Raw genomic sequence first — 26,415 nt, forward strand, 5'->3', positions numbered from 1 at the left:
CATTGGAGAGCACGGTCAAGCGCCATGTAAATTCTCTTCTCGGCTTTGGTCGTTGGCTCTTTGATAATAACAGGCCGGGATTTGCTGCTCGGCTTCACGAGGAGTCGCTGGATCCGGATCTCAAGGAGTACGAGAGCAAGAGCGGCTCCTCGGACGTGGCTAGAGCAGTGGGTCATCTCAAGACGTGGGCGGGCGGAGCGCCAGTGCTGGACCGCGCCGCTGTCCGGAATCCCGACCCTGCCGACGCCGCGCTCATCAGAGATTACACAGCGGCTCCCATCAGAGAGTACAAGGCAGCGCCGACCGGGCCGAATCCCGGTACCATTCAGACCTATGGATCTGCTCCTAGACGTTTCAGTGAATACCTGCATGAAAACAACAAGCCGGGGATTGCGGATCGGCTTCACGAGGGGTCGCTGGATGAAGATGCCAAGCGCTATGTGAACTCCGGTGGGATCAGTGCACTAGCTCATCTCCGGAAGCCCGAACTCGGGCGCGAAATTGCCCTTGCTGCTCGTCCGGAAGACGCAGTCGGCATGGAGGCTCGTGCCATTGGGGACGCCGCTGCGCAGCGCAGCGGGCCGCAGGAGGCATTGGGTCGGCCAGAGAAGCCCCCTGGGAAAGCTAAAGACGGGCGGGTGCTCGGCGCATTGGAATTGCTAGGCGACGAACATATCCAGAGGGATTACCAGCTCCTGGAGCAGGAGTTGCAGGGGAACAATCCAGATCTCGCCGCCCGGACGCGGTTCGTGGATCCCCTCGTAGCCAATTATCATCTGCGCTTGGGCTCCGAGAGCGACAGGCTAACCGCATTCCAGCGCATCGTCCATAATCAGAACGGTAACGACACAGCCGACTTCCTGTTCGTGCCAGTGAGCGATGGCGGTAAGACTCTTGCGGAGCGCGGCAAACATTGGTCGCTGCTGTTCGTTGATCGCAGCGACCGGGAACGGCCGGTTGCCTATCATTATGACTCCGTCAGCGGATGGCATGACCCGCTTGCAAAAAAGCTCGCAAAAAATCTGGGCGTCAGCCTGGAGACCCGCGTGGACTCACCCCGCATCGCCCAGCAGAGAAACGAGGTGGATTGCGGAGTCCACGTGGTGGACGGCACGCGGGCGCTGGTTGGGCGATTGCAAAGATGGCAGCCAGACCTGCCAGACGTGAACCTCAACAACCTCGTCGTCAATCGGCAGGCACTACAAACCCGCCTCAGGGGTGACGATACATTCGGAACGGCAAATAATCTCACGAACTTTGAACTCATGGACCGACAGGCCCGAGACGCGGTTAAGGAAAGCCCCGTTGGGACGTTTCCCCAGCAGATCAAGCGGCTCGGCCAGTCAGCGCCAGACGTTGCTCCCGGGGACCCATTTAAATTTCAAAGTCTTGAGAGCAAGGGGGACGCCGCTGCGCAGCGCAGCGGGCCGCAGGAGACATTCAGTTGGCCGAAGAATCTCCCCCCTGGGGAAGCTAATGAAGACGCCGCTGTTCTGCCATCGTCTTTCGTGCCAACTGGGCCCCATCACCAAGCCTCGGATCCCGCAGGGTCCTTTCGTCCCCTGAGCGGGCGCCACGGCGACCAGCGCGCGCTGGACGAGCGGATCGCTGCACAGGACAGGAGCAACCGGCTACCAAGCGAGGAGGTCCTCATCAACCGTGAGCATGATACAGCGGAGTTGAGACCAGCGAAGAGGCAAAGGACCCCGAACAGTCGTCTGCAGGACGTTGCCACTGAGCCGCAGCTGAGCGAGATCGGCAATTCAGGCGCTCGCGTGCTGATGCAGGCCCCCACCCATCAAGTGGGTGCATTGCCATGGGAAGCGCAGCCCATGATGCAAGGGAGCGGACAAGAACACGCCGCGGCGCCGTACGCCGGAGGCAGTGGGTCGATGCTAGGTGCCTCGGTGCTGCAGCCGGGTCACTCAACGGCGCGCCATCATCATGCACCGGATTCGTCAGTGGTTGATCTGAATCCCGCACCGGTCGAGTTGCGTGACCATGCTCGTTCTGTGCCGGCGGCGGTGCAGCCAGATCCTCCAATAGTGGTCTCCGGTCACGACAAGCGTCCTCTTTATTCCAACGATGCGACCGTTGTCGAAGGGCTGAGGTCAGCACTCTATGCCGGTAAGGTCCAGGAGAGCACGGTCAAGCGCCATGTAGATTCTCTTCTCGGCTTTGGTCATTGGCTCTTTAAAAACAACAAGCCGGGATTTGCCGCTCGGCTTCACGAGGAGTCGCTGGATCCGGATCTCAAGGAGTACCAGCGCAAGAGTGGCTCCTCGGACGTGGCTGGGTCACTGGGTCGTCTCAAAACGTGGGCGGGCGGAGCGCCAGTGCTGGGCCGCGCTGTCCTGAATCCCGACCCTGCCGACGCCGCGCTCATCAGAGAGTACACAGCGGCTCTCATCAAAGAGTACAAGGGAGCGCCTGCGACCGGGCCGAATCCCAGTACCATTCAGGTCTATGGGTCTGCTCTTAGACGTTTCAGTCAATGCCTGGTTGAAAACAAAAAGCCGCGGATTGCGGATCGGCTTCACGAGGGGTCGCTGGATGAAGATGCCAAGCGCTATATGAACTCCGCTGGGATCAGTGCACTAGCTCATCTCCGGAAGTTCGCACCCGGGCGCAAAATTGCCCTTGCTGCTCGTCGGGAAGACGCAGTCGGCATGGAGGCTCGTGCCATTGGGGACGCCGCTGCGCAGACCGCGGCACAAGCTCATGGCCAAGCAGGAGAGCAGGGACCCATCTCTCGAGCTCAACAAGTCGCGCCAGCGCCGTTTGAACGGCACTTGGGCAAGAAGCGCGAGGCCCAGGACGGACTGACGAGTACACTTGACAGGAGCAACCTCGTGAACAGCGGGGGCGTCATCATAAACAATGAACATTACACAGCGCTGTTGAGACCGGCGAAGAGGCAGAGGACTGATAATCCGCAAAGCCGCGCCATGGGTCGGCAACTGAGCGAAGCAACCACGACGTCCATCAGCCAAGCCTCCGATCAAGCCCGAGCGGACCTAATGGCTTCCTTCAGAAGCAGGGAGCGCTCCGACGCGGGGCGTTGAGCTCCATGGCTGGGGTCAAATCGCAAACCGACGCAAATTGTCGGACAGGGGAGGCCGCTGAGCCTCCTCCGCTTCGATGAGAGCGGCGTCGGCGGGTTCTGTCGCAAACTTTTCGGAAAGTCATTTGCCGCGAAAAAATCGCTTGCGGCATCGCGACGAGCACTGAAGTCGATCAGCATCCGCAAGAGCCAGTATGTCAGCAACCGGGCTCGAACACATCTCAACCGGTGAAAAGGTTCTCGAAGTCCGCGAGGCCCCCGCGGCGGCCATCATCATGTACGGGCTGCGGCACCTCGAAACCGCTTCCCTTGACGTCGGATCAATCGTGTTGAATCAGCAAGCCTGGCCCCAGGAGGCGGTTTCAGGTGCATGGCGCAGTACTATTCACAAGAGGGTGCGAACGGGGCATAGCGTGCGCACTCGAAGGCGTCAGCGGGAGCGTCAGCTACATAGTCGATAACACGCGCTTTTTACCTCGGTCTCGGCTCGCAACGATGGATTGCTAACGGCGAACTCATGCTGGTCGGCAAGGCGATACTGGCTGGAGCATCAACTCGGCCGACGAGAGTGGCCACACCATCCTAGACAGGATCGGCCAATATGCCCGGCATCGCCGCTCTGCAAAAAGCACAGCGGGCATCCAGACGTTGCCGGGTTGACTATGGGTGTCCGAACCGCGAAAAGAGGCCGCTCTTTCTGAGTGGCGTGCGCCGGCAGTCTAACCCCAAGCCCCCCGCCCGGGCTGCCGGCGCGCTTCTAGGAACATCGAGGTAGATGACGAGACTCCGAACTACATTTCCAAAGCTATCGGTGGATTCACATTTCAAGCCCAATCGATTTCCTACAGCCAGGCGTTGCGGCTGCTCAATGACGAGTAATCTCATCAAGGTCTGCCACCATTAAAATTGAGGAAGGTGCGATATTTTTCGGATCGCATTCTGAAACGCATCTTTGAAAGCCAGACAGGCGCCCTCCCGGAGCCGACGCCCTTGACGAAAGCAGACGGGGGGCTCTCCACAGAATCAACTCGATGAGCCGCTGCGTGGATTGGCGCAGGACTTTGTGAGGCTAGGTATGAACCCGCGAAATAGTAATCCATCCCGTGTAACAGCTTTGTCGCAGGTGCAGGACGCCGGCTTGGAAGACGGGCAAGCGGTCCAGGCCCGGCGAGTGGGCTTTGAGCAACACGTGTCCGAGGCGCTCCGGCCGCTGTTCGATGGTCGAGCTGACGAGCCGCCTACCGGTCCAGAGGAGCTTCTGCGACTGGAACAGGGGTTTCGCGAGGTGCTTCAGCGAGGGCAGGATCATCAAGCCGCCTCGTCTTTTTTCAGCAATCCAAGGATGCCCGCTGGACGGGATGACCCCAAGGGAAGCGTGTCGGACGCTTTCGCAGCAGCCGGCTCTAGGCACGCCGGAGTTGAGGCCGCCGCCTCGCCAGTGTTAGCTGCCAGCCAACAGCAGATCCGGCCCTCGCCAGTTGCGTTTGACCGACCGGTATCATCCTCGGCTGCTGCAGGCGTGCGCTTGTATGCCCCTTCGATGATCTCTCGGAAGACCAGTTCCGAAAACTGCGATCAGTTGCCCGCCTTGTGCTGCCGCCTCGCCGTCGAGGTCGAAACGCCCGCGAATCAATGGAAGGTCAGCGGGCCATGGGGGCAGAGTGCAACGGTGTCTACACCGCCTATTTGAGGGGAGAGGTACACTTGGCTTTCCTGTTCCAGCAGCATCCGGCCGCACACCGACGCGATGGGGAGCTAGAATTCAAATCGGACCTTCGCAAGGCACGCACCGCGGATCAAACGCCGTTCGTTTGGGAAAAATGGCTCAGTACTGACAAAGCTTCTGTAATGGCCCTAGTGGCCTCGGTTGCGCTCTTGGTCGCGATACAGTGGCAAGACCCCCAGATCAACGAGGCGGTCCTAAGCGAACTGCGGACGATTCAGATCAACTACGCATTGCTCCAGCGAGACGTCGCCCGCGCCGACATGGTATTGGACTTCCGTTCCGTTGCTTCTACCGGGCAAGCATTAAAAAAGAACCTTCAAAACTACCAACGCCTTGTTGAGATTTCGCCCAATGAGAGCTCCGGGGTGCACTCCAGGTTGGTTGCACAGCTCAAAAAGTCCCTCGAAAACACAGAAGCTGCCATCTCGGCCTCGGCCGCGCAAAATGAGCTTCTGCAAAGCTCTCTCGTACGCTTTGCTCGCTCGGCTAATCGCCTTCGGGGGGGAGTGTCGAACAGGCCTGAATTTTCCAATCTGATCCTTCAATTTTCGGCCAGACCGGGATTCAGCCTCGCATTACAAATCGATCAGTCTCTCCGCCGACTTCCTCCTAGCCAGGACCAAGTCACGGAGGATGTTGCCCGCGAGGGCCGCGCTATCCTGTCCTCAATGTTGAGGTTGGACCGCGCTGTCAATCGGATCCCATCCTTCGACACGTTCGCCAAGGCTGCCGAATTGGAGCGAGAACACCTGAAAGCCTACAGCTTCGCTAGCGCGCAAGCGCAGCGTACACGACTTTTCTTTGGCTTGGTGTCCATATGCCTCTGCTTGTTTGCGACCATTCGAGCCTCCACGCTGCATGTGCGGACGAACCGGTTGGAAAGGCGGTTAGAGCTTGAAGCGGCGATGAGTGAGATCGAAGCTTGTTTCATCGACAGTCAAGCAACGAAGGCTTCGCGGCGCTTCTCCACCGAAGCAGCGCTTAGACTCATTCAATGCGTTTTCGATGCGGATCAATGCGCGCTTGCTCTGGTGGATCCGAGTATCAGCAGGAATACCGAGTACTTTGTCGCCAACAAGCGCATGCGCGTCTGGAACGCCACGCTAATCCATGAAGTCGTCTCACTTGTACACCCGGAACAGCCAGTGTTTCGCGTCGTTCCGGCGTCGGAAGTGGTTCGGACTGCCGTAGGCACTACCGGTGTTTGTCAAATTGTTGGTTGCAGGGCCTCCGATCAGCAGGCTGCGGTTTGTATCCTTGTTTTTGAAGGAGATCGCTCACCACCCTCCACAGACGACCTCCTGGTTCTGGCGAGCGCTACTGTGCGTTTAGGCAACCATCTTGAAATGCAACGTGTACACACGGAACGTAACCTTTTTGAGAGTCGATGGGAGCATGCGGAAAGGCTGACGGCTGTCGGCACAATCGCAAGCGGCGTTACACATGAATTCAATAATGTTCTAGGAGCAATAGTCGGCTACGCAGAGATGGCTAAAGGTCTTGTGCGCCGCCCCTCGAGAATTCGGGGCCACATCGGCCAAATTATCTTGGCCAGCAACCGAGCCAAACTGATTATTGATCAAATTTTGTCACTAAGCCGAAATCGGAAGCGGGTGACGATGCCTTTCGACGTCTCGGAGAGTGTAATGGATCTCGCGCCATTGCTGCGGGTTACACTTCGTGCGGATGTTCAGTTGAACTTCAAGATCAACGAGTGGCAAACGGTGATCGAGGGCAGCCCGACCGAGATACAGCAGATCCTTATGAATCTATGCAAGAACGCGTCGGAGGCTCTCTTGAATGAGGGCCGTGTCGAGATTAGCGTTTCTCGCGCTCACGTCTGTCAAACGAAGCCCGTGGCTAAGGGCACCTTGAAACCGGGAGATTACGTTCTCCTCTCCATCAGCGACGATGGCCAAGGAATCGCAAGTTCGGTGCTTCCGCATATCTTTGAGCCCTTTTTTACCACGCGCTCTCGCGTCGGCGGGACCGGACTGGGTCTTGCTGCAGTGGACCGCCATGTGAGCGCGCTCGCAGGATGCCTTGACGTCACCTCGGCTGTTGGCCGAGGTACACGCTTCGATCTCTACTTACCGGCCTGCGCTGAGGAGCAGGTCAGAGCTGATAGCGCTTTCGGCCCATGCGATGGATCACTTGGCAACGGAGAAATCATTGCAGTCGTTGACCCCGATCCAGCAGCGTTGGAGATCTACAAGGATAAGATCGCCGCGCTGGGTTATAAGCCTGTCGGCTTCGCGACCTTCGAAAGTCTTTGCGACTGGATCGAGAGCGGGAAGGCAGCCGACCTCCTAATTTTCGATAAAGCGACTTTCCTCGGGCCAGGACAGCCCGAAGCCGTACGTACCACCCTGATGACGGTGCCCATCATCGTCGTTGGTGGAAGCGACCCCATGCCGATCACATCTGGTAATCAGACCTTCGTCCTTTGGCTAGCCAAACCGGTCTCGTCCAGGACGATGGAGCATGCAATTCGTAGGATGATAATGGCATGATGCCGCCGACGCGCTCAGGATACCGAGCTACCGAGGCAGTCGGAGGCGGAGCCGGCTGGGATCCAGCAAATACAAGAGCGTCGGACGATCTCTGCGCACCCGGCTCATGGCGAGTTCCCCTCGAACACTGTCGTCGGCTTCCGCCCAAGGAAGGGCTCCCCGACCACGGCAAACCTGCCGCCGTGCTCGTGACCGTCAAGGACAAGTCGCCGCTCGATGGGGTCTGCGGGCCTCCATGCTTGAAAAGTCACTGCGCGCTGGCGGCGACAGGCGACGGGTAATATAAGGTCGGGACGAGGAGATGGTCGCCAATCGGTCACGCAAGCTGGTTGACGAAATGACTCGAGAGCAAAGCTTGACAATCATCGCCCCATTCACGCCAGACTTCTCCAGTGCGTTCATCATCGGCTACGGCTCCTCGCCTGCCCCGACAAGGCTATCGCCGCCCGGCCGGGCAAGCGATATCCCAGGTTCCGACGTGTTCCTTTCATGCTTGATGGACCTAGGCCCCGGCAGGGCGGGAGCATGAGGCTGGGTTCTCGGTCGCGGATCTGTGAGGCAAGCACGGGGTAAGCGACGGCTCGACCCACCATTGGGAAGGCCGGCTTCGGCACGGAGGTGCGGCCTCGGCGTTGAGAGGCATCGGATCGGGTGTAGCAAGACTTTCGAACTAACTGCCGACAACACACTGGATAGGCTGTTCTCGTCGTTCGGTCCAGTTCACCAACGCCTATGTCGACATTTTACGGCGCTTCACTACTAACCGGGCACCGCACGATGGCAGCTCGTTCTCTCCGGCAAAACACTCCCTGTGTTAGCTTCCGTGTTGGGTGCTTGCCCTCACCTGCGGGATACGTAAGGCCATCCCTAAAAGCATCGAATGCGGCAGCAACAGCGCGAATCCCAAAGCGATGCTCCCGCCGTACGCGGACAAGACCGTTTTCGAAGTCCACTATCCCGTCCTTGGCCAGCATCGCCAAACGCTCATCTGAAGACGGATCAAATCAGATCCGTGGGCGACACAGATTGCCGGCACGTCAGCCTCGAAATCGCACATTAATCGCTCGATGATTGCGGCTCGCACGCGGTCGTCGTCTGTGAGGCGATGGCCCTTCGATGTCGCCAGTCGGCCAGCTGCGATGTGCCGGATGTAGAAATCCCGTGTAACTTCGTTTTGAACGTACCCCTGGCCGATGCGGCCGATAGCCGACGCGCCGAAACCGATCAGGGTTCTGCAGGTATCGGCAGAGTAGCCCAACGAGTTACGTGTTTAAACCTGCCTGTTTTCCACCTCGAACCTGTCTGAGTCCGGCCGATCGTCATAGATCGGCCAAAGCATCGGCCAGATGGCTGCCCCAATTACGGTTTGTGCATAGTTGTCAGTGCGATAGGCCTGCCGAACATCGGCCATGATCATCATCGGCAGCATCGATTTGTGTCCAAGCCTGGCAGCGGTGGCAGTGCCGAGGCCCGCAAGTCCGCATGCCGACGATCGGCCAGAAGATCGGCCAAACAATATGGTCAACTGAAAATTTATGTTTATAATCGCGCATTTGGCGGAACCCAAGATCGGCCAATATGGAAGAGAGCGTACAGCGCATCGAACCGGCACGCCTACCCGATGTATCCGAAACTATCTCGGATGCGCTGGTAGAGCTGTCGGCGACGTCGGCTGTTTTGGGCAAAAGCCTGCACTCGCGTACCGCAGCCAACCTCGCCGATCTCGTGCGCATCATGAACACCTACTACAGCAACCTGATCGAAGGCCACGATACGCGCCCGCGCGACATCGAACGGGCGCTGGTCGGAAATTTCGATCGAGACGTGGCGTGAAAAGCCGAACGGATTACAAGAGCATGATGGATCATGCCGATATGCCCCGCCAGGGTGATCTCGACGGACGTGGCAACCTCTCCGAACGCGCACTCGGCGATTTTACCTTATGGTTCCTGCAGGTGTGTATCGATCAGGTGAGCTTCATGACCGGACTGTTCGATCTCGACACGTTGGCCAAGCGGCTGTATCGGCATGTGGAGCGCAGTGGTCTGAAGCCCGAAGCCGGCCGCCTCGTGGAGGAAGCGCTCACGCGCGGTGAGTTTGACCGCGGCGAGGCATCCCGTATTAGCGGACTACCCGAACGTACGGCGCGTCGAGTGTTCAATGACGTAATCGCGCTCGGACTATTGGCGTCGGAAACGCCAAAGGGCCCAGTGTCCCTACGCTTTCCGGCGGACGCTCTGGACGCGCTGTTTCCGAAGCTTTTTCCGGAAACGTAAGAGCATAGGGCGCTCACGATCTTAGGTCACTTCTCCTCGGAACCGGAAAGATTTCACCGGATCACCGGCGGGTTCGTCATTCCGCGTCTGAGACGCGGGAAAAGCCGGCGCACTAGAGCCGAGGCCGCCGATGCAGACATATTTGGTATCGAGGTAATCCTCGATGCCCTGATGTCCGCCTTCCTTGCCGAGGCCGGATTCCTTGACGCCGCCAAACGGTGCCTCCGGCGTGGAGATGAGGCCTTCATTGACCCCGACCATGCCGTATTTCAGTCCTTCCATCACGCGGAAGGAGCGGCCGAGATCACCGGTGTAGAAATAGCAGGCGAGGCCGAACTCAGTGTCGTTGGCGAGCGCGATGGCTTCCTCTTCGGTCTCGAACTTGAACACCGGTGCGACCGGGCCAAAGATCTCTTCCTTCATGAAGCGCATCTTGGGCGTCGCATTGGCAATGACGGTCGGCTGGAAGAACGAACCGCCGAGTGCATGGCGCTTGCCGCCGGCGACGATCTTGCCGCCCTTGGATGTGGCGTCGGCGATCAGTTCTTCGACCTTCTCGACCGCCTTCTCGTCGATCAGCGGTCCCTGCTGCACGCCGTCCTCGAGGCCGGAGCCGACCTTCAGCCCATTGCTGGCGGCAGCGAGCTTCTCGACGAACTTGTCATAGACACCAGCCTGGACAAGGAAGCGGTTGGTGCAGACGCAGGTCTGGCCGGAATTGCGATACTTAGCGGTGATCGCACCGGCGACCGCACGCCCGAGGTCGGCGTCATCGAAGACAATGAACGGCGCGTTGCCGCCGAGTTCCATCGACACTTTCTTGACGGTGACCGACGACTTCTGGATGAGAAGCTTGCCGACTTCGGTCGATCCGGTGAAGGTGATCTTCGACACCAGCGGATTGGCGCAGATCTCGTCGCCGATCTCGCTTGCCGAACCGGTCAGGATGTTGACGACGCCCTTGGGGAAGCCGACCTCCTCTGCGAGCGCACCCCAGGCGAGGCCCGAATATGGCGTCTGCGAGGCCGGCTTGACCACTGCGGTGCAGCCGGCGGCGAGCGCCGGGCCGAGTTTGCGGGCCAGCATCGAGGACGGTAAATTCCATGGCGTGATGGCGGCAATGACGCCGACGGGCTCCTTGGTCACCAGGATGCGGCGGTCCGCCCATGGTGAGGGCACGACATCGCCGTAGGTGCGGCGGCCTTCCTCGGCGAACCAGAGGATATAGGCCGCGGCCGAGCCGATCTCGCCCTTCGATTCGAACAGCGACTTGCCCTGCTCGATGGTGAGCAGTTCGGCCAACACGTCCTGATTGTCCATCATCGCGTCATGCAGCTTGCGCAGCAGCTTCGAGCGCTCGAGCGCGGTCGTCTTGCGCCAGGTCTTGAAAGCTTCTGCGGCGGCTTCGATGGCGCGGCGGGTCTCGGCCTTGCCCGACTTCGGCACGGTGCCGATCTTGAGGCCGGTGGCCGGATTGTTGACGTCGACCGTCTGGCCGCTATCGGCCTGCACCCACTCGCCGTTTATGAGATTGGCCTGGCGCATGAAATGGCTGGTTTTCTGAAGCATGGTCTGGCCTCCGTTCGGATAAGACAATCAGGATCCTGTATGCTGGCTGCGGCTCCCGCTTGCCCAAGCGCCTTTCGCGCGGCCGGCCGCTCCAGCGATGTCTCGCCGCCTCGCCGGGCGGGTTCATGCCGACTGGTCAGTCCGCGCATGGGCCGCCGCGGTATCATCAAGAGCCGCGCGAATGCCATCAACCATGTAATCGATCTCTTTAGGGGCGATGACGTAGGGCGGGCAGATTGCCAGCACGTCGCCCATGTTGCGGATCATGACTCCGTGCTCGCGGCACCGCCGCTCGACATCGGTGCCAATTCGCAGCTCCGGCGCAAAGGCGCGACGGGTGGCGCGATCCTCGACGATCTGGATCCCCGCTATAAAACCGCGGCCGCGGACCTCGCCGACCAGTGTATGGTCGTTGAGCGCGTCCGCGAGCGCTGCATGCAGATAATCGCCGAGACGGCGCGCCTGGCTCACGAGATCGATCTCGCGGTAGATCCTGATCGCCTCGGCGGCGACGGCGGCTGTCACCGGATGGCCGGAATAGGTGAAACCGTGGCCGAACACGCCGACCTTGTGGGCCTCATCGGCGACGCACTGGTAGACCTTGTCGGAGATAATGACGCCGCCAATGGGCAGATGACCGGATGAAAGCCCCTTGGCGACCGACAGCATGTCCGGTTCCATGCCAAAAGTCTGGCTACCGAACCAGTTTCCGGTGCGTCCGAAGCCGCAGACCACTTCGTCGGACAGCATGAGGATGTCGTATTTGCGCAGCACCGCCTGAACCTTTGGAAAATAACCCTCCGGCGGTACCAGCACGCCGCCGGCGCCCATGATCGGCTCGGCGATCATCGCGGCGATGGTCTCTGGCCCCTCACAAAGGATCAGGGCCTCAAGTTCCCGGGCCAGGCGCGTGGCGTAGTCATGCTCCGCCTCGCCCGGCAGACCATCGAGATAATGGAACGGTCGCGCCGCGAATATGACGGGAAGCGGCGGCAGGTTGAAGGACTTGTGCATGTGCGGCAGGCCACTCAGCGCCGCGCCCATGATTGTACTGCCGTGGAAGGCGCCAAACCTACTGATGATCTTGCGTTTCTCCGGACGCCCCCGCGCCGCCTGGTAATACCAGGCGAGCTTGATCATCGTATCATTGGCTTCCGAACCGGAGCCGACCAGAAAGACGCGCGCGTGGTCGAACGGCGCCAACGCGGTAAGCTGCTCGACGAGTTCGACGGTGGGCTCGTTCGAGCGGTGGTTGAAGGTGTGGTAGACGGCGAGCTTGCGCATCTGGCGGTCAGCAGCGACAGCCAGCCGGCTGTCGCTGAAGCCAAGCGAGGCGCACCAGAGTCCGCCCATGCCCTCGATGTAGCGGTTGCCCGCGTCATCCGTGACGGTCGCGCCTTCGCCGGCCACGATCGTCAACGGACCATGATCCTCATGCAGGCGTGGATCGGTTTGGGAATGAAAGTGCCTGGCCATGTCCAGCACGCGCGATTCGTTGTTCATCAAAATCTCCTTGCGACCAGATAGGCGGTTGCTTCGGCGAGGAATATCTTATAACTTATAAGTTGTCGAGAAAAAATGATCCTCGGAGTCGCGCTCAATGCCCAAGCCACCCACCCCATCAGATATGGCCTTACGACCCGACGCGGAGCGGATCGCCCTGTTGCGCGACAGGGCAGAGTTCGTACGGCTCGAGACGCTGCGCCTCATCCAGATCGCCAAGGTTGGGCATTATTCGTCAGTGTTTTCCTGTGCGGAAATATTCGCCACGCTCTACTACGATGCGATGCGGCTGAGGCGCGGCGAGCCGCAATGGCCGGACCGCGACCGCTTCCTGATGGGCAAGGGACACGCCGCGGTCGGCCTTTACCCGCTGCTGGTCGACTGGGGCTTTTTCTCCAAGGACGTCCTTGATGGCTATACCCGGCTCGGCAATCCGCTCGGCGATCATCCCGACATGCGCAAGGTGCCCGGCGTCGACTTCAGCTCCGGGTCGATCGGTCATGCCTTGTCCGGCGGTCTCGGTATGGTGCTCGGCGCCCGTGCGGCAGACCGGCGCTTCGACGTCTATGTCCTGCTCGGCGACGGCGAGATGCAGGAGGGCCAGGTCTGGGAAGCGGCGCTGTCCGCCGCCCACCATAAGGCCGGCAATCTGATCGCCATCGTCGACCGCAACGGATACCAGCTCGACGGTCAGGTCGAGGACATCATCGGCATCGAGCCGTTGGCCGACAAATGGGCGGCGTTCGGCTGGCAGGTGCACGAGGTCGACGGTCATGACGTCGTCGCGCTCGCGACGCTGCTGCGACAGTTGAAGGCCGAGGCTGATCGCACCCGGCCCGTCTGCATCATTGCCAAGACCTCCAAAGGCAAGGGCGTTGGCTACATGGAAACCGAACCCGGCTGGCATCTGGGCTATCTCGCACCATCGGACGAGGCCTTGGCCGCCAAAGAGATCAAGCGGGGAGGCAAAACACAATGAATGGCCCGATCGATACCAACTCCTGGCAGTACCGCCAGATCAACGCGCGCGCGCCTGGCCTGAGTTATCTGGCCAATGCGCTCATCGAGCTCGTCGAAGAGGGTCATCCGGTCGTGGCCGGTACGGCCGACCTGCAATATTCGAACGGGCTGGTGCGGTTCGCGCAGCGCTTTCCCGAACGCTTCACGCAATTTGGCATTTCCGAGCAGAACATGGTTTCGGCTGCTGCCGGCATGGCCAGCACCGGCGCCATGCCGTTCGTCGCTACATTCGCTTCTTTCCTGGCGCTGCTGTGCTGCGAACAGATCAGAACCGACGTCGCCTATTCGGCGCTGCCGGTGCGGCTGATCGGTCATCATGCCGGTATTTCACTCGGCTTCTACGGGACCTCCCACCATGCGACGGAAGATCTTGCCATCATGCGAAGCATCGCCGACCTCACGGTCGTCGCGCCGGCTGACGGCCCGCAACTGGCGGCCGCCGTCAAGGCGTCTGTCAATCATGCCCAGCCAATCTACTTCCGCATTGGCCGCGGCCAGGAACCGCTGGTCTATGAAGACGACGGCGTCGACTTCCAGTTCGGCAAGGCGATCGTTCACGGCGAAGGATCGGACCTGACCATCATCGCCTGTGGCTCGATGGTTCATCCCTCAAGGGAGGCTTACCGCGCGCTGCGCGCGGCGGGCAAATCCGTCGGACTGATCGACATGCATACGGTGAAGCCACTGGATACGAAGGCAGTGCTCTCGGCCGCGGCTCACTCCCGCTTCATTCTAACCATCGAGGAACACAATATCCTGGGCGGTCTGGGCGGCGCCGTGGCGGAAATCCTGGCGGAGGCGGGCAGCCCGGCACGGTTGATACGCCATGGCATCCGCGACGAATACAGCCTGATTGCGCCGCCAACGCATCTCTACAAGCACTACCGGCTGGACGCGGCGGGAATCGAGGCCACCGTTCTTGAAGCCCTCGGCTGAGCCGGCGGACAACCATAGCCATGCACGGACATTGCGATGACCGATCAGAATAACACCGCCCGACTCATTGAGCGCGCCGGTGCGGTGATGCCGGGCGGATTGCTCAGCCCGAGCCGCAGGCTCGGCGCGCCGCATGTATTTGCCCGGGCGCAGGGTGCGTTTCTCTACGACGTCGATGGACACCAGTACACCGACTTCCACTGCGGCTTCGGCGCCAATGTGCTTGGCCACTGTCATCCGGCGGTGCGTGAACGCATCGGTGCGGTCTCCCAGGACATCGATCTTGTCGGCGCGGGAACGATGCGGCTAGAGATCGAGGTGGCGGAGGCGCTGGTCGACTGCATCCCTTGCGCGGATCTCGTCGCCTTCTGCAATTCCGGATCGGAGGCGACCTATCACGCCCTGCGCCTTGCCCGTGCCGCCACCGGTCGCAAGCGCATCATCAAGTTCCAAGGCGGCTATCACGGCTGGCACGACTATGTCGCCATGAACGTGCAGTCGCACGCGCAGGCGATCGGCAAGTACGATCCCATCAGTGCTGGCATCCTCGATGATGCCGCCCGTCACACCATCGTGCTGCCTTACAACGATGCCGGCGCCGTCGAGGATTATCTCAAGGCCAATCCGGGCGAGGTCGCGGCGATCATCATCGAGCCAATCGCTCACAATATGGGGTCGGTGATGGCGACGGATGTTTTCCTGCGCGACCTGCGTCGCCTGGCCAACGATCATGGCGTCGTGCTGATCTTCGACGAGGTCATCACCGGCTTTCGCCACGCGCTCGGCGGATATCAATCGATCGCCGGCGTCACGCCTGATCTCGCCACCTTCGGCAAGGCGGCTTCCTCAGGCTATCCCGTTGGCGTGGTGGCCGGTCGTCGCGATCTCATGGAGCTTGTCGGTAGGACCGGCGAAGGATCCGTATTCATGGGCGGTACATTCAACGGGACACCGTCGACGCTCGCCGCCATGCAGGCGACGATCGACGAATTGTCGAAACCAGGCTTCTACGACCGTCTTTTCGCCCTTGGCGCTTTCATGCGGACGGAGCTGGATGACATTATCGATCGCCTCGGCCTGCCCGCGCAGAGCGCCGGGTTTGGCTCGGTCTGGCTGATCTATTTCCTCAGCGGTCCGTACCGCGACTACCAGGACTTGCTGCGCAACGACGATGTCTTCGATCTCGCATTCCGCAAGGAGATGGTGGCGAACCGGCTGATCGCTCAGCCGCTTCCGCTCAAGCGTCTCTACCTGTCAGGGAGCCATGACCGGGCCACGATTGAGAAGTCACTGGATGTCATCGAGACAATCCTGCGCAAGCTCTCCGCTGGGAAACCCGCCAGCTCCTAGCCATGTTTCGCAACGGACTTATAGGATATAAGAGCGTCTCGCACTATCCGTTGCCGATTCGGTGCGGCCAAGATTGCAGCGGTGGACCATGAGCACGATGCAGCCAATCGAGCAAGGCAGTCTGTCGGCGAGAACCTATATTTCGCTGCGCGAAGCCCTGATCGCGGGCAATTTCCGGCCCGGTGAAAGGCTGTTGATGCAGGATCTGGCGCAACGGCTGGGCACCAGCGTCACGCCTGTGCGCGAGGCCTGTTTCAGGCTCGTCAGCGAGCAGGCGCTGGAACTGCGGTCAGGGCGGTTCATCACCGTTCCAGAGCTGACCCGGTCGCGTTACTGGCAGGTCCGGCTCATTCGCATCGCGCTCGAGGGACTAGCCGCCGAACTCGCTGTCGAGCATGTTTCGGAGAAGGACATTGCAAAACTGGTCGAGATCCATCGCGATTTCGTGGCCGGCGAAACGTCCGGCGATGCTGACCGCGCCCGTCGCGCCAATCGTGAATTCCACTTCGGCGTCTACCGCCTGTCCAAGATGGATATGCTGATCGCCCAGATCGAAAGCCTGTGGGTCTCGATGGGCCCTATCCTTAACGTGTATTATCTGCAGGCCGAGAACGATTACATCGGCGCGGAGGAGCACGAGACGCTGATCGAAGCGTTCCGGACCCGCAACAAGAAGGTGGCGCGTAAGGCGATCGAACGCGACATCGTGCGCGGTGGCATGAACCTGTTGCGGTATTTCGACGAGCAGGACGCGGCCGCCAAGCGGGCGTGATCCAAGCCGCCGGTCATTTGCTGGCGACCTCTCTTCGCGCTGGCTCAGGCCGCCCGAAGGCGCGCGGTGGCATCCTGGTCGACGACCCAGACGCCCTGCTCGGCGTCCAGCACCAGGGCCACCTTGTAGGATTGGCGAGCCGCTTCGCTCGTCAGCCAGCCGCGACCAACGCTGGCCGCGACACGGCGGACATCGCGCTTGGTCGGGTCGCCATAGCCGCCGCCGCCGCAGGCGACGAACTCAATGCGCTCGCCGGCGCGACACGCCTCCTCATGGAACGCCGGCAATTCCACCAGCTTGCCGTCCGTGCCGCGCTTGGCGCTGCGACTGGCTTTGGCGTCACCGCCGCCGAGCACGCCACGCGGCGGAAAGGTTGTGCCATCGGCCGAATAGACCAGTGTCATCTCGTGGTCGACGGGATAGAAGACACCGCCCACCGCGGGAGCGCCCTCGAACTCGCCAATGCCTTGCGTGTCCGCCACCACACCGCGCGATTCAATGATGATGGGATACATGGATTCGTCCACCTCGACGGAATCCAGCGCAATCAGGCCGCCATTCGCCGGCCCGCAATATGTCAACCAGCCGTCATAGCCGTGACGCGCGCCGCCGCCGGCGTAGCCAATGAAGACCTGGTTGACGTAGGGCTGCCCATCCTTGAACGGGTCCTTGCCTGAAATCACGCCGATCCCCGCCGGCAGGTGCGAGCCGCTCTCGGCCTGGCCATAGGGTTCTCCCATGGTCGAGAACACGCAATTGCCGGCGATGATCAAGCGGTCGTTGACATTGGTGGTCGCCACCGAGGTGCCTACGGGGTAGCGGGGTTTGCCGACCACGCTTCCCTCCCGCATCAACACCTTGATCCGGCTCTTGGCGCCCTCGTTGTGCGGGATGCCGTCGTCGAGATTGTTGAAGACGCCAATGCGGCACGAGCCCGTGCAGGTGTTTTCCGACAGGTTGAGACCGCCAGGGACATTATCCATGTTGTCACGCACGTCGACCGTGATCTCGCCGGCTTCAGGGTCGACATCGATGGTGATCCGGACCGGGATGCCCTCCTCCGCCACGCCGGGGACCGGGTCATGGCGGACCTCGTAGGAGAACTTGCCCTTCGGCAATTTGGCGATTTCGGCCATGGCGCGACGCGCACCGTAGTCGAACCAGTCCTCGACAAAATCCAGCAGCGTGTCGCGGCCGTATTTTTCAAGCAGTTCCAAGAGACGGCGTCGACCGGTCCTGCAGGCGCCGATCTGGGCTCTCACGTCGCCCAGCCAGATGTCTGGAACACGGTTGCGCATCATGCCGATGCGCAGGATGTCCTGCTTCTCCCGGTGCTGTTCGACCACACGCACGCAGGGAAAGTGGATCCCTTCCTCATAAACGTTCTTGGCAAATGGCAGATAGGTCGAAGGTGTCGGCGCGCCAGTATCGGCGTGATGGGAAAGCGCCACGGCCCAGAACAGCGGCTTGCCGTCGAAAAAGATCGGCATCGCCATGATCAGGTCGGCATGATGGGTGCCGCCAGTGTATGGGCAGTTGTTGAGGAAGATGTCGCCGTCGGCGATATCGTCGAACAACTCCGTTATCGGACGGGTCGCCAGATCCATCGACATGACGTGGATCGGCAGCGCGTCCTCGGTGGAAACGAGGCGGTGATCATAGGTCAGGATCGCACAGCTCAGGTCGCGGGCGTTCTTGATCACCGCTGAGCGGCTGGCCCGCATCACGACCAGCGTCATTTCCCGCACCACCGCCTCGAACCGGCTTTTGAGAACCGACATCAGGAACGGATCGACGCGGCGCGTTGGCGTCTCCAGGCGAATGACAGGTGAATTCATTTTACGATGCCTTGTTCGGGAAGGTTTGAGTCTCAATCGACTGTCACGACAATGTTGCCTTGCGGGTCGACGCGCCCGCGATGTCCGTCCTTCAGGAAGGCGGTGAACGTCGTCGCCTCCACCAGGCATGGCCCATCAAGCGCCGCCCCCGCGCCCAGCTGGTCCATGTCGTAGACAGGCAGAGAGCTCGTCCGCCGGGTTTCGTGCAAATAAGCTGACCGATGGGTCTTGGCGACCGGCGCCGTCGCCTGGTCGGCCAGCCTGAAATCCTTCCAAGCATCCTGATTGGCCCGCTTGCCCACCGCGCGCAGCTTCCAGTTGGTGAATTCGACAATGTCGCGGTCGGATCTGATCGAATAGATGCGTTCGTGCATCTGATGAAACGCTTCGACGAGACTTGGGAGTTTTTCCGCTTCGAGGCGCGCCTCATTGGCCTCGAAATGGACCTCGATTTCCCAGGATTGGTACTCGTAGCGACCAAGAAAGGAGAACTCGAAACGCCGGAGATCTGGCTCTACGCCGGCCTGTTCGAGGAATGCCTCGCCCGACACCTTCAACCGCGCCAGGATGTCGGAGACGCCCGCGGCGTCGAAGCGCCGGGTCGAGGTCAGAAAAACCGCGCTTTCCTCGCGCGTGATATCCGAGATCAACCCGCCGAACGCGCTCAGCCCGGCCATGAAGCGCGGGATCATGTAGCGTTTCAAGCCCAATATGTCGGCCATCTCGGCGATGTGGATGGCGGTCGCGCCGCCGCCGCAGACAAAGAAACTGTCGCGTGGGTTTATGCCCTCGCGAATGGTGATTTCCTCGATGGCCCCGACCATGTTGTGGTTGCTGGTGGTCTGGATGGCGTAAGCCGCGTCGAGCAGCGGGATGCCGAGCCGCGTCGCGATGCTCGCGACCGCTTTCTCGGCCAGATCGCGGCTGATCTTGATCCGGCCGCCGAGAAAATAATCCGGGTCAATGATGCCGAGCACGACATTGGCGTCGGTGACCGTCGGCGCGGTGCCGCCCGCTCCGTAGCATGCCGGCCCCGGCCGCGCGCCAGCGCTTTGCGGCCCGACACGAAGCAGGCCGCCATCGTCGACCCAGGCAATCGACCCGCCGCCGGCGCCAACCGATCTCACATCGACTTTCGCGATCCCCAGCGAGTCGTCGTGGATCATGCTGTCCGGGGTGACGATGATCTGGTGGTCACGCAAAGCCGAGACGTCGAAGGTGGTGCCGCCCATGTCACCGACGATGACGTTGGCTTCGTCGCTCAGCGCCAGCGCGGCCATCGGCGCCAGCGTCGGCCCCGACATGACGCTGTAGATTGGCCGCCGCAGCATCTCGGCGGGAGGCATCATTCCACCGACGCAGTTGGCGAGCAGCAGCTCGCCCTGGAAACCCGCCTGCGAAAGTGCTTGCCGCAAGTCCTCGATGTAGGTGCGCACGATCGGATTGATCGACGCGTCGATAGCGGCCGCGATGATGCGCTTGTACTCGCGCGACATCGGATTGACTTCATGGCTAAGCGTCACCGGGATCTCCGGCCATGCCTGCGCGATGATATCGCGCACCGTTGTTTCATGGATGGGATTGACGACCGACCAAAGCAGACCGACCGCTATCGCTTCGACCCCATAGCGCCGGAAGTCGGCTATCGCCGCCTCGACATCGGATCTCGACAGAGGCGTGAGCTCCCGCCCGCGCGCATCGACGCGGCCCCGCGCCGTCTTCGTCAGGTGGCGCGGGACATAGGGCTCGGGATAGTCGAGCCGCCACTGGAAGGCGCCCTTGCGCGGCCCCTCGCGCAGGACGAGGATGTCCTGATGTCCTTCGTTGAGGATCAATCCGACCTTGACGGTCTTGCGCTCGACCAGCGCGTTGGTCGAGACGGTCGAGCCGTGTACGATCAAGTCGATCTTGGTCATGAACGTCGCGGGATCGAGCCCGTATCCGGCCGCCGCCACGTGCAGCACGTTGATGAATCCCTTCTCGAATTCGCCGGGCGTGGTGGGCGATTTGAAGATCGAGATTTTCCCACCGGGCTCGGAAATCAGGCAATCGGTGAAGGTTCCGCCGATGTCGATGCAGACTTGATAAGCCATTTAAGGTCCGAAGCTGTTAGCGTTTCTTGTAATCGCGGCCCAGTATCAGGCTGGCCAGAATGATGAGGCCCAAAAGAACCTGCTGCAGATAGCCGTCGACCTGCATGAGGTTCATGGCGTTGGAAATGACCGTGATGAACAGGGCACCGAGCAGAGCCGCGGTGACGCCTCCCTCTCCGCCGGTGAGGCGCACGCCACCGACCACCGCCGCCGCTATCGATTCCAGGGTCAGGTTGCCGCCGAGATTGGGCTCGCCCGATCCGGTCCGCGCGGTGAGCAGCATGGCGCCAATCGCGGCCAGCAGCGAGCAGACCACGTAGTCGATCGCAACGACGCGTCCGGTGCGAACGCCCGCCGCCTTCGCCGCGCGAGGGTTGGCGCCGATGAGATACAGGCCGCGCCCGAACACGGTGAAGCGCAGGACCAGGAACAGCAGTGCGAAACACAGCGCGGCGAAGAGGATAGGCACCGGAATGCCGATCAGCCGTCCCTCCGCCAAGGCGTCCGTAAAGGCTTCGGGAACGCCCGGCACGGGAAAGCCGCCGCTGACGGTTGACGCCAGTGCCATGACAATGTTGGCCATGCCGAGCGTCGTCACCAGTGGATTGATGCCGATACCGGCGATGAGGACGCCGTTCAGCCCGCCGATCAGCAGCCCGACGCCAAGGCCAGCGGCGATCCCCCACAGGATGGGCATATCGCCGCTTCCGGTCATCACCATCGCCGATATGACGCTGACGAGCGAGACGGTAAAGCCAAGCGACAGGTCGAAGCCGCGCGTCAGCAGCACCATGGTCTGCGCCATGGCAAACAGTGCGAGATAACTCGTCTGGATCGCGACGTTCCAGAGATTGCCGCTTGAAACAATGCGCGGGTCGAGCAGACCGAGACCCAGCAGGGCCAGGAATACGAGCCCCGGCAGCTTGGCCTGCGACGCGAACTGGCGGATGTCCGGGCGAGCGCGGTCAAGAACAACCGGAGCCGCCATGTCTGGACGATCAGACATTGGCCCGCCTCCCCTGAACAATTCGGTCGAAAGCCAGTGCGCCGATGAGCACCGAACCAAGCACCAGCGTCTGGAATTTGCTGTCGATCTGCGTGAGGTTCATCGCATTGGCGATGATCGCCAGGCACAGCGCCGCCATGGCGACGTTCTCGGCGCGGCCTGAGCCGCCGCGCAATGAAACGCCGCCGATCACCGCCGCGGCGATCGTCTCCAGTCCGAGCGTCCCGCCGATCGTCGACTGGCCGGAACCGATACGGGCGGTGATCAGCACGCCGGTGAGTGCGGCCAGGAGACCGGAGAGCACATAGGCGGTAATCAACACACGGTGTGTGCGCACTCCCGACAGTCGGGCGGCGCCGACGTTGCCGCCGACGGCGTAGAAGTGGCGCCCGAGCGCGGTCCGACGCTGCAGAATGATGGCGATGGCGATCACCACGATCGCCAGCAGCAAGGCCGGCGGCAGGCCAAGCACCTGCCCTCGCCCGATGGCATAGACGAAGGCGTCGGAAACGCCATAGATCGGGATACCCTGCGTGTAATAGAGCGTAAGTCCCGCGACGATCGACAACGATGCCAATGTCACCATGAAAGGTGATAGGGAAAGGCGCGCCACCAGCGTGCCGTTTACCAGGCCAACACAGGCGCCGCAGGCCAAGGCCAGCGCTACCGGCATCAGCAGCTGGAGCCCATGCGCATCGGGCATCGCGGCCATCGCCGCGGCCGTGACCACGGACGCCAAGGCCATGGTGGCGCCGACCGACAGATCAAAACCGCCGGTGGTCATGACGATCATCTGACCGATCGCCGGAACCGCCAGGAGGGAGAAATTGCGCAGGACGTTGAGGATGTTCAGGCGGTTCAGAAAACGCGGTTCGATGATCGCGGCCGCGGCCGCAACCGCGACCAGAAGCAGGATGACGATCCCGCCGGTTTCCAGAAAACGGCGCCGCAGCGTGTCAGGGCTCATGCTGCCTCCGTGGCGCCGGTTTCGGCGTCGAAATAGTGACGCAGCACAGTGGCCTCGGTGATGCCGTCGGCTTTGAGTTCGGCGACTATGCGCCCTTCGCGCATGACATAGACGCGGTTGGCCAGGTGAACGAGCTCTGGCAGTTCGGACGATGACAGCAGAATAGCCGCGCCATTCTCGACCAGGCTTTTCATAAGCCTGTAGACCTCGCTTTTAGCGCCCACGTCGATGCCGACCGTCGGTTCATCGAAAATATGGACCGAGACAGGACGCATCAGACCGCGCGCCAGCACGAGTTTCTGCTGGTTTCCTCCCGAAAACGACGACGCCGCGCGTTCCGGCGCCATCGGTCGTAGACCCAGTGTCTTCAACGGCGCGGCTATCGCCCGGCGCTCGCGCCAGAACTTGAGCAGTCCGGCCTGGGACAGTCTCGGGTCGTCGAGCGCGGCCATGGTCACATTCTCGCGGCCTGGCCGGCCAAGCGCCAGTCCCTCGGCGCCGCGATCGGCCGGGTAGTAACAAAGTCCAGCACGCAACATGCTGTGCGGCACTGGCGCTCTGACCACCTCGCCATGGAGTTCGATCTCACCGGACGTCACACGCTCCAGGCCGAATACGGCTCGGCAAAGTTCGCTACGACCGCAGCCAACCAGGCCCGCCAGGCCGACGATTTCGCCAGCTCTGACCACGATGGAGGCATCGGATAGGGTGCCGGAGACACTGATCCCCCTGGTCGCCAGCACGATTTCGGCGGGGCGCTGGCTAATTGATGGATAAAGTCGTTCGACCGGCTGGCCGACCATCATCTCGATCAGGGTCGCGTCCGATGCCGCGGCGATGGCCACTGTGTCGATCTTGCGCCCTCCTCGCAAGACCGTGACACGGTCCGCGAGCCGACGGATCTCGGCCATGCGATGCGACACATAGATGATGCCGACGCCCCGCGCCTTGAGGCCCGCGATTGCGGCGAACAGTTTTTCTGCTTCACCGTCGGTAAGCGACGCGGTCGGTTCGTCGAGGATGAGTATCTTGGCATCCGAAAGCATGCCCTTGGCAATCTCGACCATCTGCTTTTGCGCCCGGGTCAGCGTTTCGATCTTGCTGTCCAGCTCGACGTGAAAGCCAACGTCGCGGAAGCGTTCTTCCGCGCGGGCACGCATCGCGCGCCGATTTAGGAAAAGCCTTCCCTTGATCTCGCGTCCAAGAAACAGGTTCTCCTCGACCGTGAGGTCGGGGACAAGACTGAATTCCTGGAACACAGCCGCCACCCCGGCATCGCGGGATTTCTGTGGGGTCAGCGCGGAAACGGTTTGGCCGTCGATACGGCAAGAGCCTTCGGTCCAGCCGTAGGTTCCAGCTATCAGATTGATGAGCGTCGACTTTCCGGCGCCGTTTTCGCCGAGAAGGGCATGGACCTCACCGCTCAGCAGCGTGAAATCGACGCCGTCAAGCGCCACCACCCCCCCGAAACGCTTCGTCATACCCGTAAGTTCAAGCATCGCTGACACCACCGAACTCGAAGCAAAACGGGCGGCAGGCCAAGGCCGAGGTCTACCGCCCATCGAAGATGCGACTATTGTACCGAAAATTCAGGCTTCCACCCATCGGGCGCGAAAATCTGCGTCGGGTCGATTTTGTCGACGTTGTCCTTGGTCACGATACCCGGCGCGACCAGCAGAACCTTCTCATAGTCCTTCTTTTCCAAGGCGCGCACCGCGAGGTCGACGCTGATGCGGCCCATCATCACCGGATACTCGGCGGCAAAGCCAAGCACCTTGCCTTCCTTGACCAGCTTCAGCATCGTCTGGTTCTCGTAAGACGACATGATCACGACATCGTCGCGGCCAGCGTCGGCGACGGCGCTGACGGCCGCTTCCGCCGCAGCAGCCCCGCCCCAGATGACATTGAGATCCGGATAGGTCTGCAGGGCGTCCTCAACGAGCCGCAGGCTTTGCGGAACGCCGGGCTCACCATAGAGCTCGGCCGCGAGCTTGATGTTGCCGGTTTTGATGCTGTCGCGAAAGCCCGCCATATAGCTCTCCGCCCAACCCGATCCCTGCGGACCCGGCAGGCCGATTGCGGTCGTCTTTTTGTCGCCGAGATACTTCTTGAGGTACTCACCCTCCTGAAAACCCTTCTGGTAGGTATCGGGCGTGATGCGCGCGGTGATCGGAGTTTCCAGGATGGGATTGGCGACGGCGATCTGGACAAGACCCTTGGCGTCGCCCTCCTTCAGCTTGGCCGCCAGGCCGGCTTCCGAGATGGCGGCGACGAGGATGCCCTGGGCACCGGATGCGACGCAATCGTCATATTGCGACAGCTGCTTGGGCAGCGCGTCATAGCCGCCAGCCTGCAGGACCGTCACTTTGACACCCAGGCGCTTTGCTTCCTCAACGATACCGTAGTCGACCGAGACCCAGTAGCTGTCCTTGAGGTGCGGAAACAAGACGCACAGGTTCCAAGGCTTCTCGGCCTTTTCCAGCGGCACATAGTCGAGTGCCTCGACTTTTTTCAGATCGCCGCCCTTGGCCGAGTTGATCTTGAAGGGCCACCAATCCTTGGCCTGGGCGGCGTTGGGCAGGACGGCCACGCCGGTGACGAAAGCCGCCGCGAGGATGGATCGGAAAGCGTGATTCTTGGTCATGTGATTCCCCATTTTCGTGTGTTCCCGGGTCCGGAGCCGGCGATTTCGCCGGCTCCGCGGTCTGCCTTGGGAGCAGAGGCTTGCTGGCGGATCGTAGTACCGTCTAGGCGAGTCCGCCTTCAGGGCCATCCGCGCCGTTGTTCATTTTCACAGTGCTACCGTACTACTTATAAGTTATAAGTCAATAGGGTTTTCATTAGCCGGTGCTCAGCCGGGAAGGTGTCTTCAATCGCGGTTTCGCTGCCTCGACCGGGATCACAATCCATTTGACGAAAGGCGAGGTCGGAGACAGCAGCCATGCAACTGGCCTCGGCGATGTGGGCTTCCTCGCGACCGACCGGTATGCGGCTTGTCGATCGAGTTGCCTGACATCAAGCGCCGGCGAATAAGTCAAAGCGATCAGCGTGGCCTTCGAATACAGAGCCATTGGTCAGCAGCCGCACTTCGCTATCGACCAAATCGTCATAGGGTCTTTAGGGAGGAGATGTGCCCAGTGCATTCGCGTGCTGCAACAGCCGCGCTGAACCGCACCGCAGCGTGCCATAACACGCTGCGGTCGGATGATTGTTGAAATGACGGTTCCCGCGCACGACCGTGCCGCTTTCCAACTTCTCTCGTCTGGCGCTTGCCAGCCTGAGTTCTTCCTAGAGGTCGGCGCCCGGATTGCGGGTGTTGTCTTGCGACTTCATTCTCCCGGCAGCCGGGCAAAGGCCCGCAACGTGGAGGCTTCTAAATGGAACGCGGGTCCCGATGCTTAGTGGGTGGTGCTGCTGAGCAGGGGCAGGGCAGCACAGCCTCCGCCGGCAAGCCGTCGCGGCCGGTTCCCTTGATGGCGTGCCGGCGCAAGTCCCGCGTCACCAGGCTCGCAAATCGCGATGCACGTCCAGCCATTGCGACATGGTTTTGCCAGCTGAGAGGCCGATCCCGTGTGCGGCGAACAGTCGAAACACTGATTGGTCGGTGTGCGTTCTTGGCGTATTGTGCAGCACTTCTGGCATTACTGGCCTTGCGGGGGTGACGAGTCGGTCATGCGACAGTATGGATGTCCCTATCGGAATAGCCGGTCCGCCTTATCGGTCGTCACACCCGCATATTGCTCCGCTTCTAGGGAACACCCCATCACGCGAGGAAAGACATG

At 61.2% G+C, this 26,415-nt stretch carries 16 protein-coding genes and 4 pseudogenes; 9 read left to right on the forward strand and 11 right to left on the reverse strand.

The features are described from left to right. Positions 1 to 2 precede the first annotated feature (2 nt). From NKH73_RS30805 to NKH73_RS30815, 3 genes and pseudogenes are all read left to right on the forward strand, one after another. Positions 3 to 3,065 (forward strand): Ulp1 family isopeptidase, encoded by a 3,063-nt coding sequence (locus NKH73_RS30805; protein ID WP_502894152.1) that lies wholly within the window; start codon positions 3 to 5, stop codon positions 3,063 to 3,065. 773 nt (positions 3,066 to 3,838) lie between these two features. Then, positions 3,839 to 4,069 (forward strand): annotated as a pseudogene (locus NKH73_RS30810) (type IV secretion system ATPase VirD4); the annotation flags it as partial. Positions 4,070 to 4,768: 699 nt separating this feature from the next. Beyond that, positions 4,769 to 7,303 carry a two-component system VirA-like sensor kinase gene (locus NKH73_RS30815; protein ID WP_352843058.1) on the forward strand — a complete coding sequence of 845 codons (2,535 nt, stop codon included), beginning with the start codon at positions 4,769 to 4,771 and terminating at the stop codon, positions 7,301 to 7,303. Between the two features lie 863 nt (positions 7,304 to 8,166). On the opposite strand, the pseudogene NKH73_RS30820 reads toward NKH73_RS30815, so the two are convergent. Then, positions 8,167 to 8,570 (reverse strand): annotated as a pseudogene (locus tag NKH73_RS30820) (coproporphyrinogen III oxidase); the annotation flags it as partial. Positions 8,571 to 8,573: 3 nt separating this feature from the next. After that, entirely contained in the window at positions 8,574 to 8,732 is a 159-nt protein-coding gene (locus NKH73_RS30825) for a hypothetical protein (RefSeq protein ID WP_352938927.1), read from the reverse strand. A 149-nt stretch (positions 8,733 to 8,881) separates the two neighbouring features. On the opposite strand from NKH73_RS30825, the gene NKH73_RS30830 reads away from it, so the two are divergent. Continuing rightward, positions 8,882 to 9,136, forward strand: coding sequence for a Fic family protein (locus tag NKH73_RS30830; RefSeq protein ID WP_352622003.1), 255 nt, complete (start codon positions 8,882 to 8,884; stop codon positions 9,134 to 9,136). A gap of 23 nt (positions 9,137 to 9,159) precedes the next feature. After that, entirely contained in the window at positions 9,160 to 9,579 is a 420-nt protein-coding gene (locus NKH73_RS30835; protein ID WP_352938929.1) for a Fic family protein, read from the forward strand. Between the two features lie 117 nt (positions 9,580 to 9,696). Here the strand turns inward: NKH73_RS30835 and NKH73_RS30840 are convergent. Both NKH73_RS30840 and NKH73_RS30845 read right to left on the reverse strand, forming a co-directional pair. Next, a pseudogene (locus NKH73_RS30840) lies at positions 9,697 to 11,148 on the reverse strand (NAD-dependent succinate-semialdehyde dehydrogenase); the annotation flags it as partial. 123 nt (positions 11,149 to 11,271) lie between these two features. Further along, a complete protein-coding gene (locus tag NKH73_RS30845; RefSeq protein ID WP_352842079.1) occupies positions 11,272 to 12,651 on the reverse strand; it encodes an aminotransferase in 1,380 nt (459 codons plus the stop codon). Between the two features lie 97 nt (positions 12,652 to 12,748). Between NKH73_RS30845 and NKH73_RS30850 the strand changes: the two genes are divergently transcribed. The 4 genes from NKH73_RS30850 to NKH73_RS30865 all read left to right on the forward strand — a co-directional run bounded on the left by NKH73_RS30850 (position 12,749) and on the right by NKH73_RS30865 (position 16,729). Further along, on the forward strand, positions 12,749 to 13,630 hold the full coding sequence (locus NKH73_RS30850; RefSeq protein WP_352842081.1) for a transketolase: 882 nt from the start codon (positions 12,749 to 12,751) through the stop codon (positions 13,628 to 13,630). After that, on the forward strand, positions 13,627 to 14,607 hold the full coding sequence (locus tag NKH73_RS30855) for a transketolase family protein (RefSeq protein ID WP_352621993.1): 981 nt from the start codon (positions 13,627 to 13,629) through the stop codon (positions 14,605 to 14,607). The genes NKH73_RS30850 and NKH73_RS30855 overlap by 4 nt, the downstream gene beginning before the upstream one ends. A gap of 36 nt (positions 14,608 to 14,643) precedes the next feature. Beyond that, positions 14,644 to 15,957 carry an aspartate aminotransferase family protein gene (locus NKH73_RS30860; protein ID WP_352938932.1) on the forward strand — a complete coding sequence of 438 codons (1,314 nt, stop codon included), beginning with the start codon at positions 14,644 to 14,646 and terminating at the stop codon, positions 15,955 to 15,957. Positions 15,958 to 16,045: 88 nt separating this feature from the next. After that, a complete protein-coding gene (locus NKH73_RS30865; RefSeq protein ID WP_023737066.1) occupies positions 16,046 to 16,729 on the forward strand; it encodes a GntR family transcriptional regulator in 684 nt (227 codons plus the stop codon). 44 nt (positions 16,730 to 16,773) lie between these two features. Here NKH73_RS30865 and NKH73_RS30870 read toward each other — a convergent pair whose 3' ends face one another. From NKH73_RS30870 to NKH73_RS32650, 7 genes and pseudogenes are all read right to left on the reverse strand, one after another. Continuing rightward, positions 16,774 to 18,567: a hydantoinase B/oxoprolinase family protein gene (locus NKH73_RS30870; protein ID WP_352842087.1), complete on the reverse strand. Its 1,794-nt coding sequence runs from the start codon at positions 18,565 to 18,567 to the stop codon at positions 16,774 to 16,776. Positions 18,568 to 18,599: 32 nt separating this feature from the next. Then, entirely contained in the window at positions 18,600 to 20,660 is a 2,061-nt protein-coding gene (locus tag NKH73_RS30875) for a hydantoinase/oxoprolinase family protein (protein WP_352938935.1), read from the reverse strand. 16 nt (positions 20,661 to 20,676) lie between these two features. After that, positions 20,677 to 21,666, reverse strand: a complete 990-nt coding sequence (locus NKH73_RS30880) for an ABC transporter permease (protein WP_352938938.1) — start codon at positions 21,664 to 21,666, stop codon at positions 20,677 to 20,679. Further along, positions 21,659 to 22,633 carry an ABC transporter permease gene (locus NKH73_RS30885; protein WP_352938940.1) on the reverse strand — a complete coding sequence of 325 codons (975 nt, stop codon included), beginning with the start codon at positions 22,631 to 22,633 and terminating at the stop codon, positions 21,659 to 21,661. The genes NKH73_RS30880 and NKH73_RS30885 overlap by 8 nt, the downstream gene beginning before the upstream one ends. Continuing rightward, positions 22,630 to 24,132: a sugar ABC transporter ATP-binding protein gene (locus NKH73_RS30890; RefSeq protein ID WP_031214256.1), complete on the reverse strand. Its 1,503-nt coding sequence runs from the start codon at positions 24,130 to 24,132 to the stop codon at positions 22,630 to 22,632. The genes NKH73_RS30885 and NKH73_RS30890 overlap by 4 nt, the downstream gene beginning before the upstream one ends. Before the next feature lie 74 nt (positions 24,133 to 24,206). Beyond that, a complete protein-coding gene (gene torT, locus NKH73_RS30895) occupies positions 24,207 to 25,277 on the reverse strand; it encodes a TMAO reductase system periplasmic protein TorT (protein ID WP_023707089.1) in 1,071 nt (356 codons plus the stop codon). A 476-nt stretch (positions 25,278 to 25,753) separates the two neighbouring features. Continuing rightward, a pseudogene (locus NKH73_RS32650) lies at positions 25,754 to 26,256 on the reverse strand (ISNCY family transposase); the annotation flags it as partial. Positions 26,257 to 26,415: the final 159 nt, after the last annotated feature.

The sequence above is a fragment of the Mesorhizobium sp. M0938 genome (assembly GCF_040319125.1).
Lineage (GTDB): Bacteria > Pseudomonadota > Alphaproteobacteria > Rhizobiales > Rhizobiaceae > Mesorhizobium > Mesorhizobium robiniae.

Bases quoted from the DNA above. Each gene is read 5' to 3' on its own strand.
- NKH73_RS30825 (WP_352938927.1), bottom strand. From the start codon at position 8,732: ATGCTGCCGATGATGATCATGGCCGATGTTCGGCAGGCCTATCGCACT.
- NKH73_RS30830 (WP_352622003.1), top strand. From the start codon at position 8,882: ATGGAAGAGAGCGTACAGCGCATCGAACCGGCACGCCTACCCGATGTA.
- NKH73_RS30835 (WP_352938929.1), top strand. From the start codon at position 9,160: ATGATGGATCATGCCGATATGCCCCGCCAGGGTGATCTCGACGGACGT.
- NKH73_RS30845 (WP_352842079.1), bottom strand. From the start codon at position 12,651: ATGAACAACGAATCGCGCGTGCTGGACATGGCCAGGCACTTTCATTCC.
- NKH73_RS30850 (WP_352842081.1), top strand. From the start codon at position 12,749: ATGCCCAAGCCACCCACCCCATCAGATATGGCCTTACGACCCGACGCG.
- NKH73_RS30855 (WP_352621993.1), top strand. From the start codon at position 13,627: ATGAATGGCCCGATCGATACCAACTCCTGGCAGTACCGCCAGATCAAC.
- NKH73_RS30860 (WP_352938932.1), top strand. From the start codon at position 14,644: ATGACCGATCAGAATAACACCGCCCGACTCATTGAGCGCGCCGGTGCG.
- NKH73_RS30865 (WP_023737066.1), top strand. From the start codon at position 16,046: ATGAGCACGATGCAGCCAATCGAGCAAGGCAGTCTGTCGGCGAGAACC.
- NKH73_RS30870 (WP_352842087.1), bottom strand. From the start codon at position 18,567: ATGAATTCACCTGTCATTCGCCTGGAGACGCCAACGCGCCGCGTCGAT.
- NKH73_RS30875 (WP_352938935.1), bottom strand. From the start codon at position 20,660: ATGGCTTATCAAGTCTGCATCGACATCGGCGGAACCTTCACCGATTGC.
- NKH73_RS30880 (WP_352938938.1), bottom strand. From the start codon at position 21,666: ATGTCTGATCGTCCAGACATGGCGGCTCCGGTTGTTCTTGACCGCGCT.
- NKH73_RS30885 (WP_352938940.1), bottom strand. From the start codon at position 22,633: ATGAGCCCTGACACGCTGCGGCGCCGTTTTCTGGAAACCGGCGGGATC.
- NKH73_RS30890 (WP_031214256.1), bottom strand. From the start codon at position 24,132: ATGCTTGAACTTACGGGTATGACGAAGCGTTTCGGGGGGGTGGTGGCG.
- torT (WP_023707089.1), bottom strand. From the start codon at position 25,277: ATGACCAAGAATCACGCTTTCCGATCCATCCTCGCGGCGGCTTTCGTC.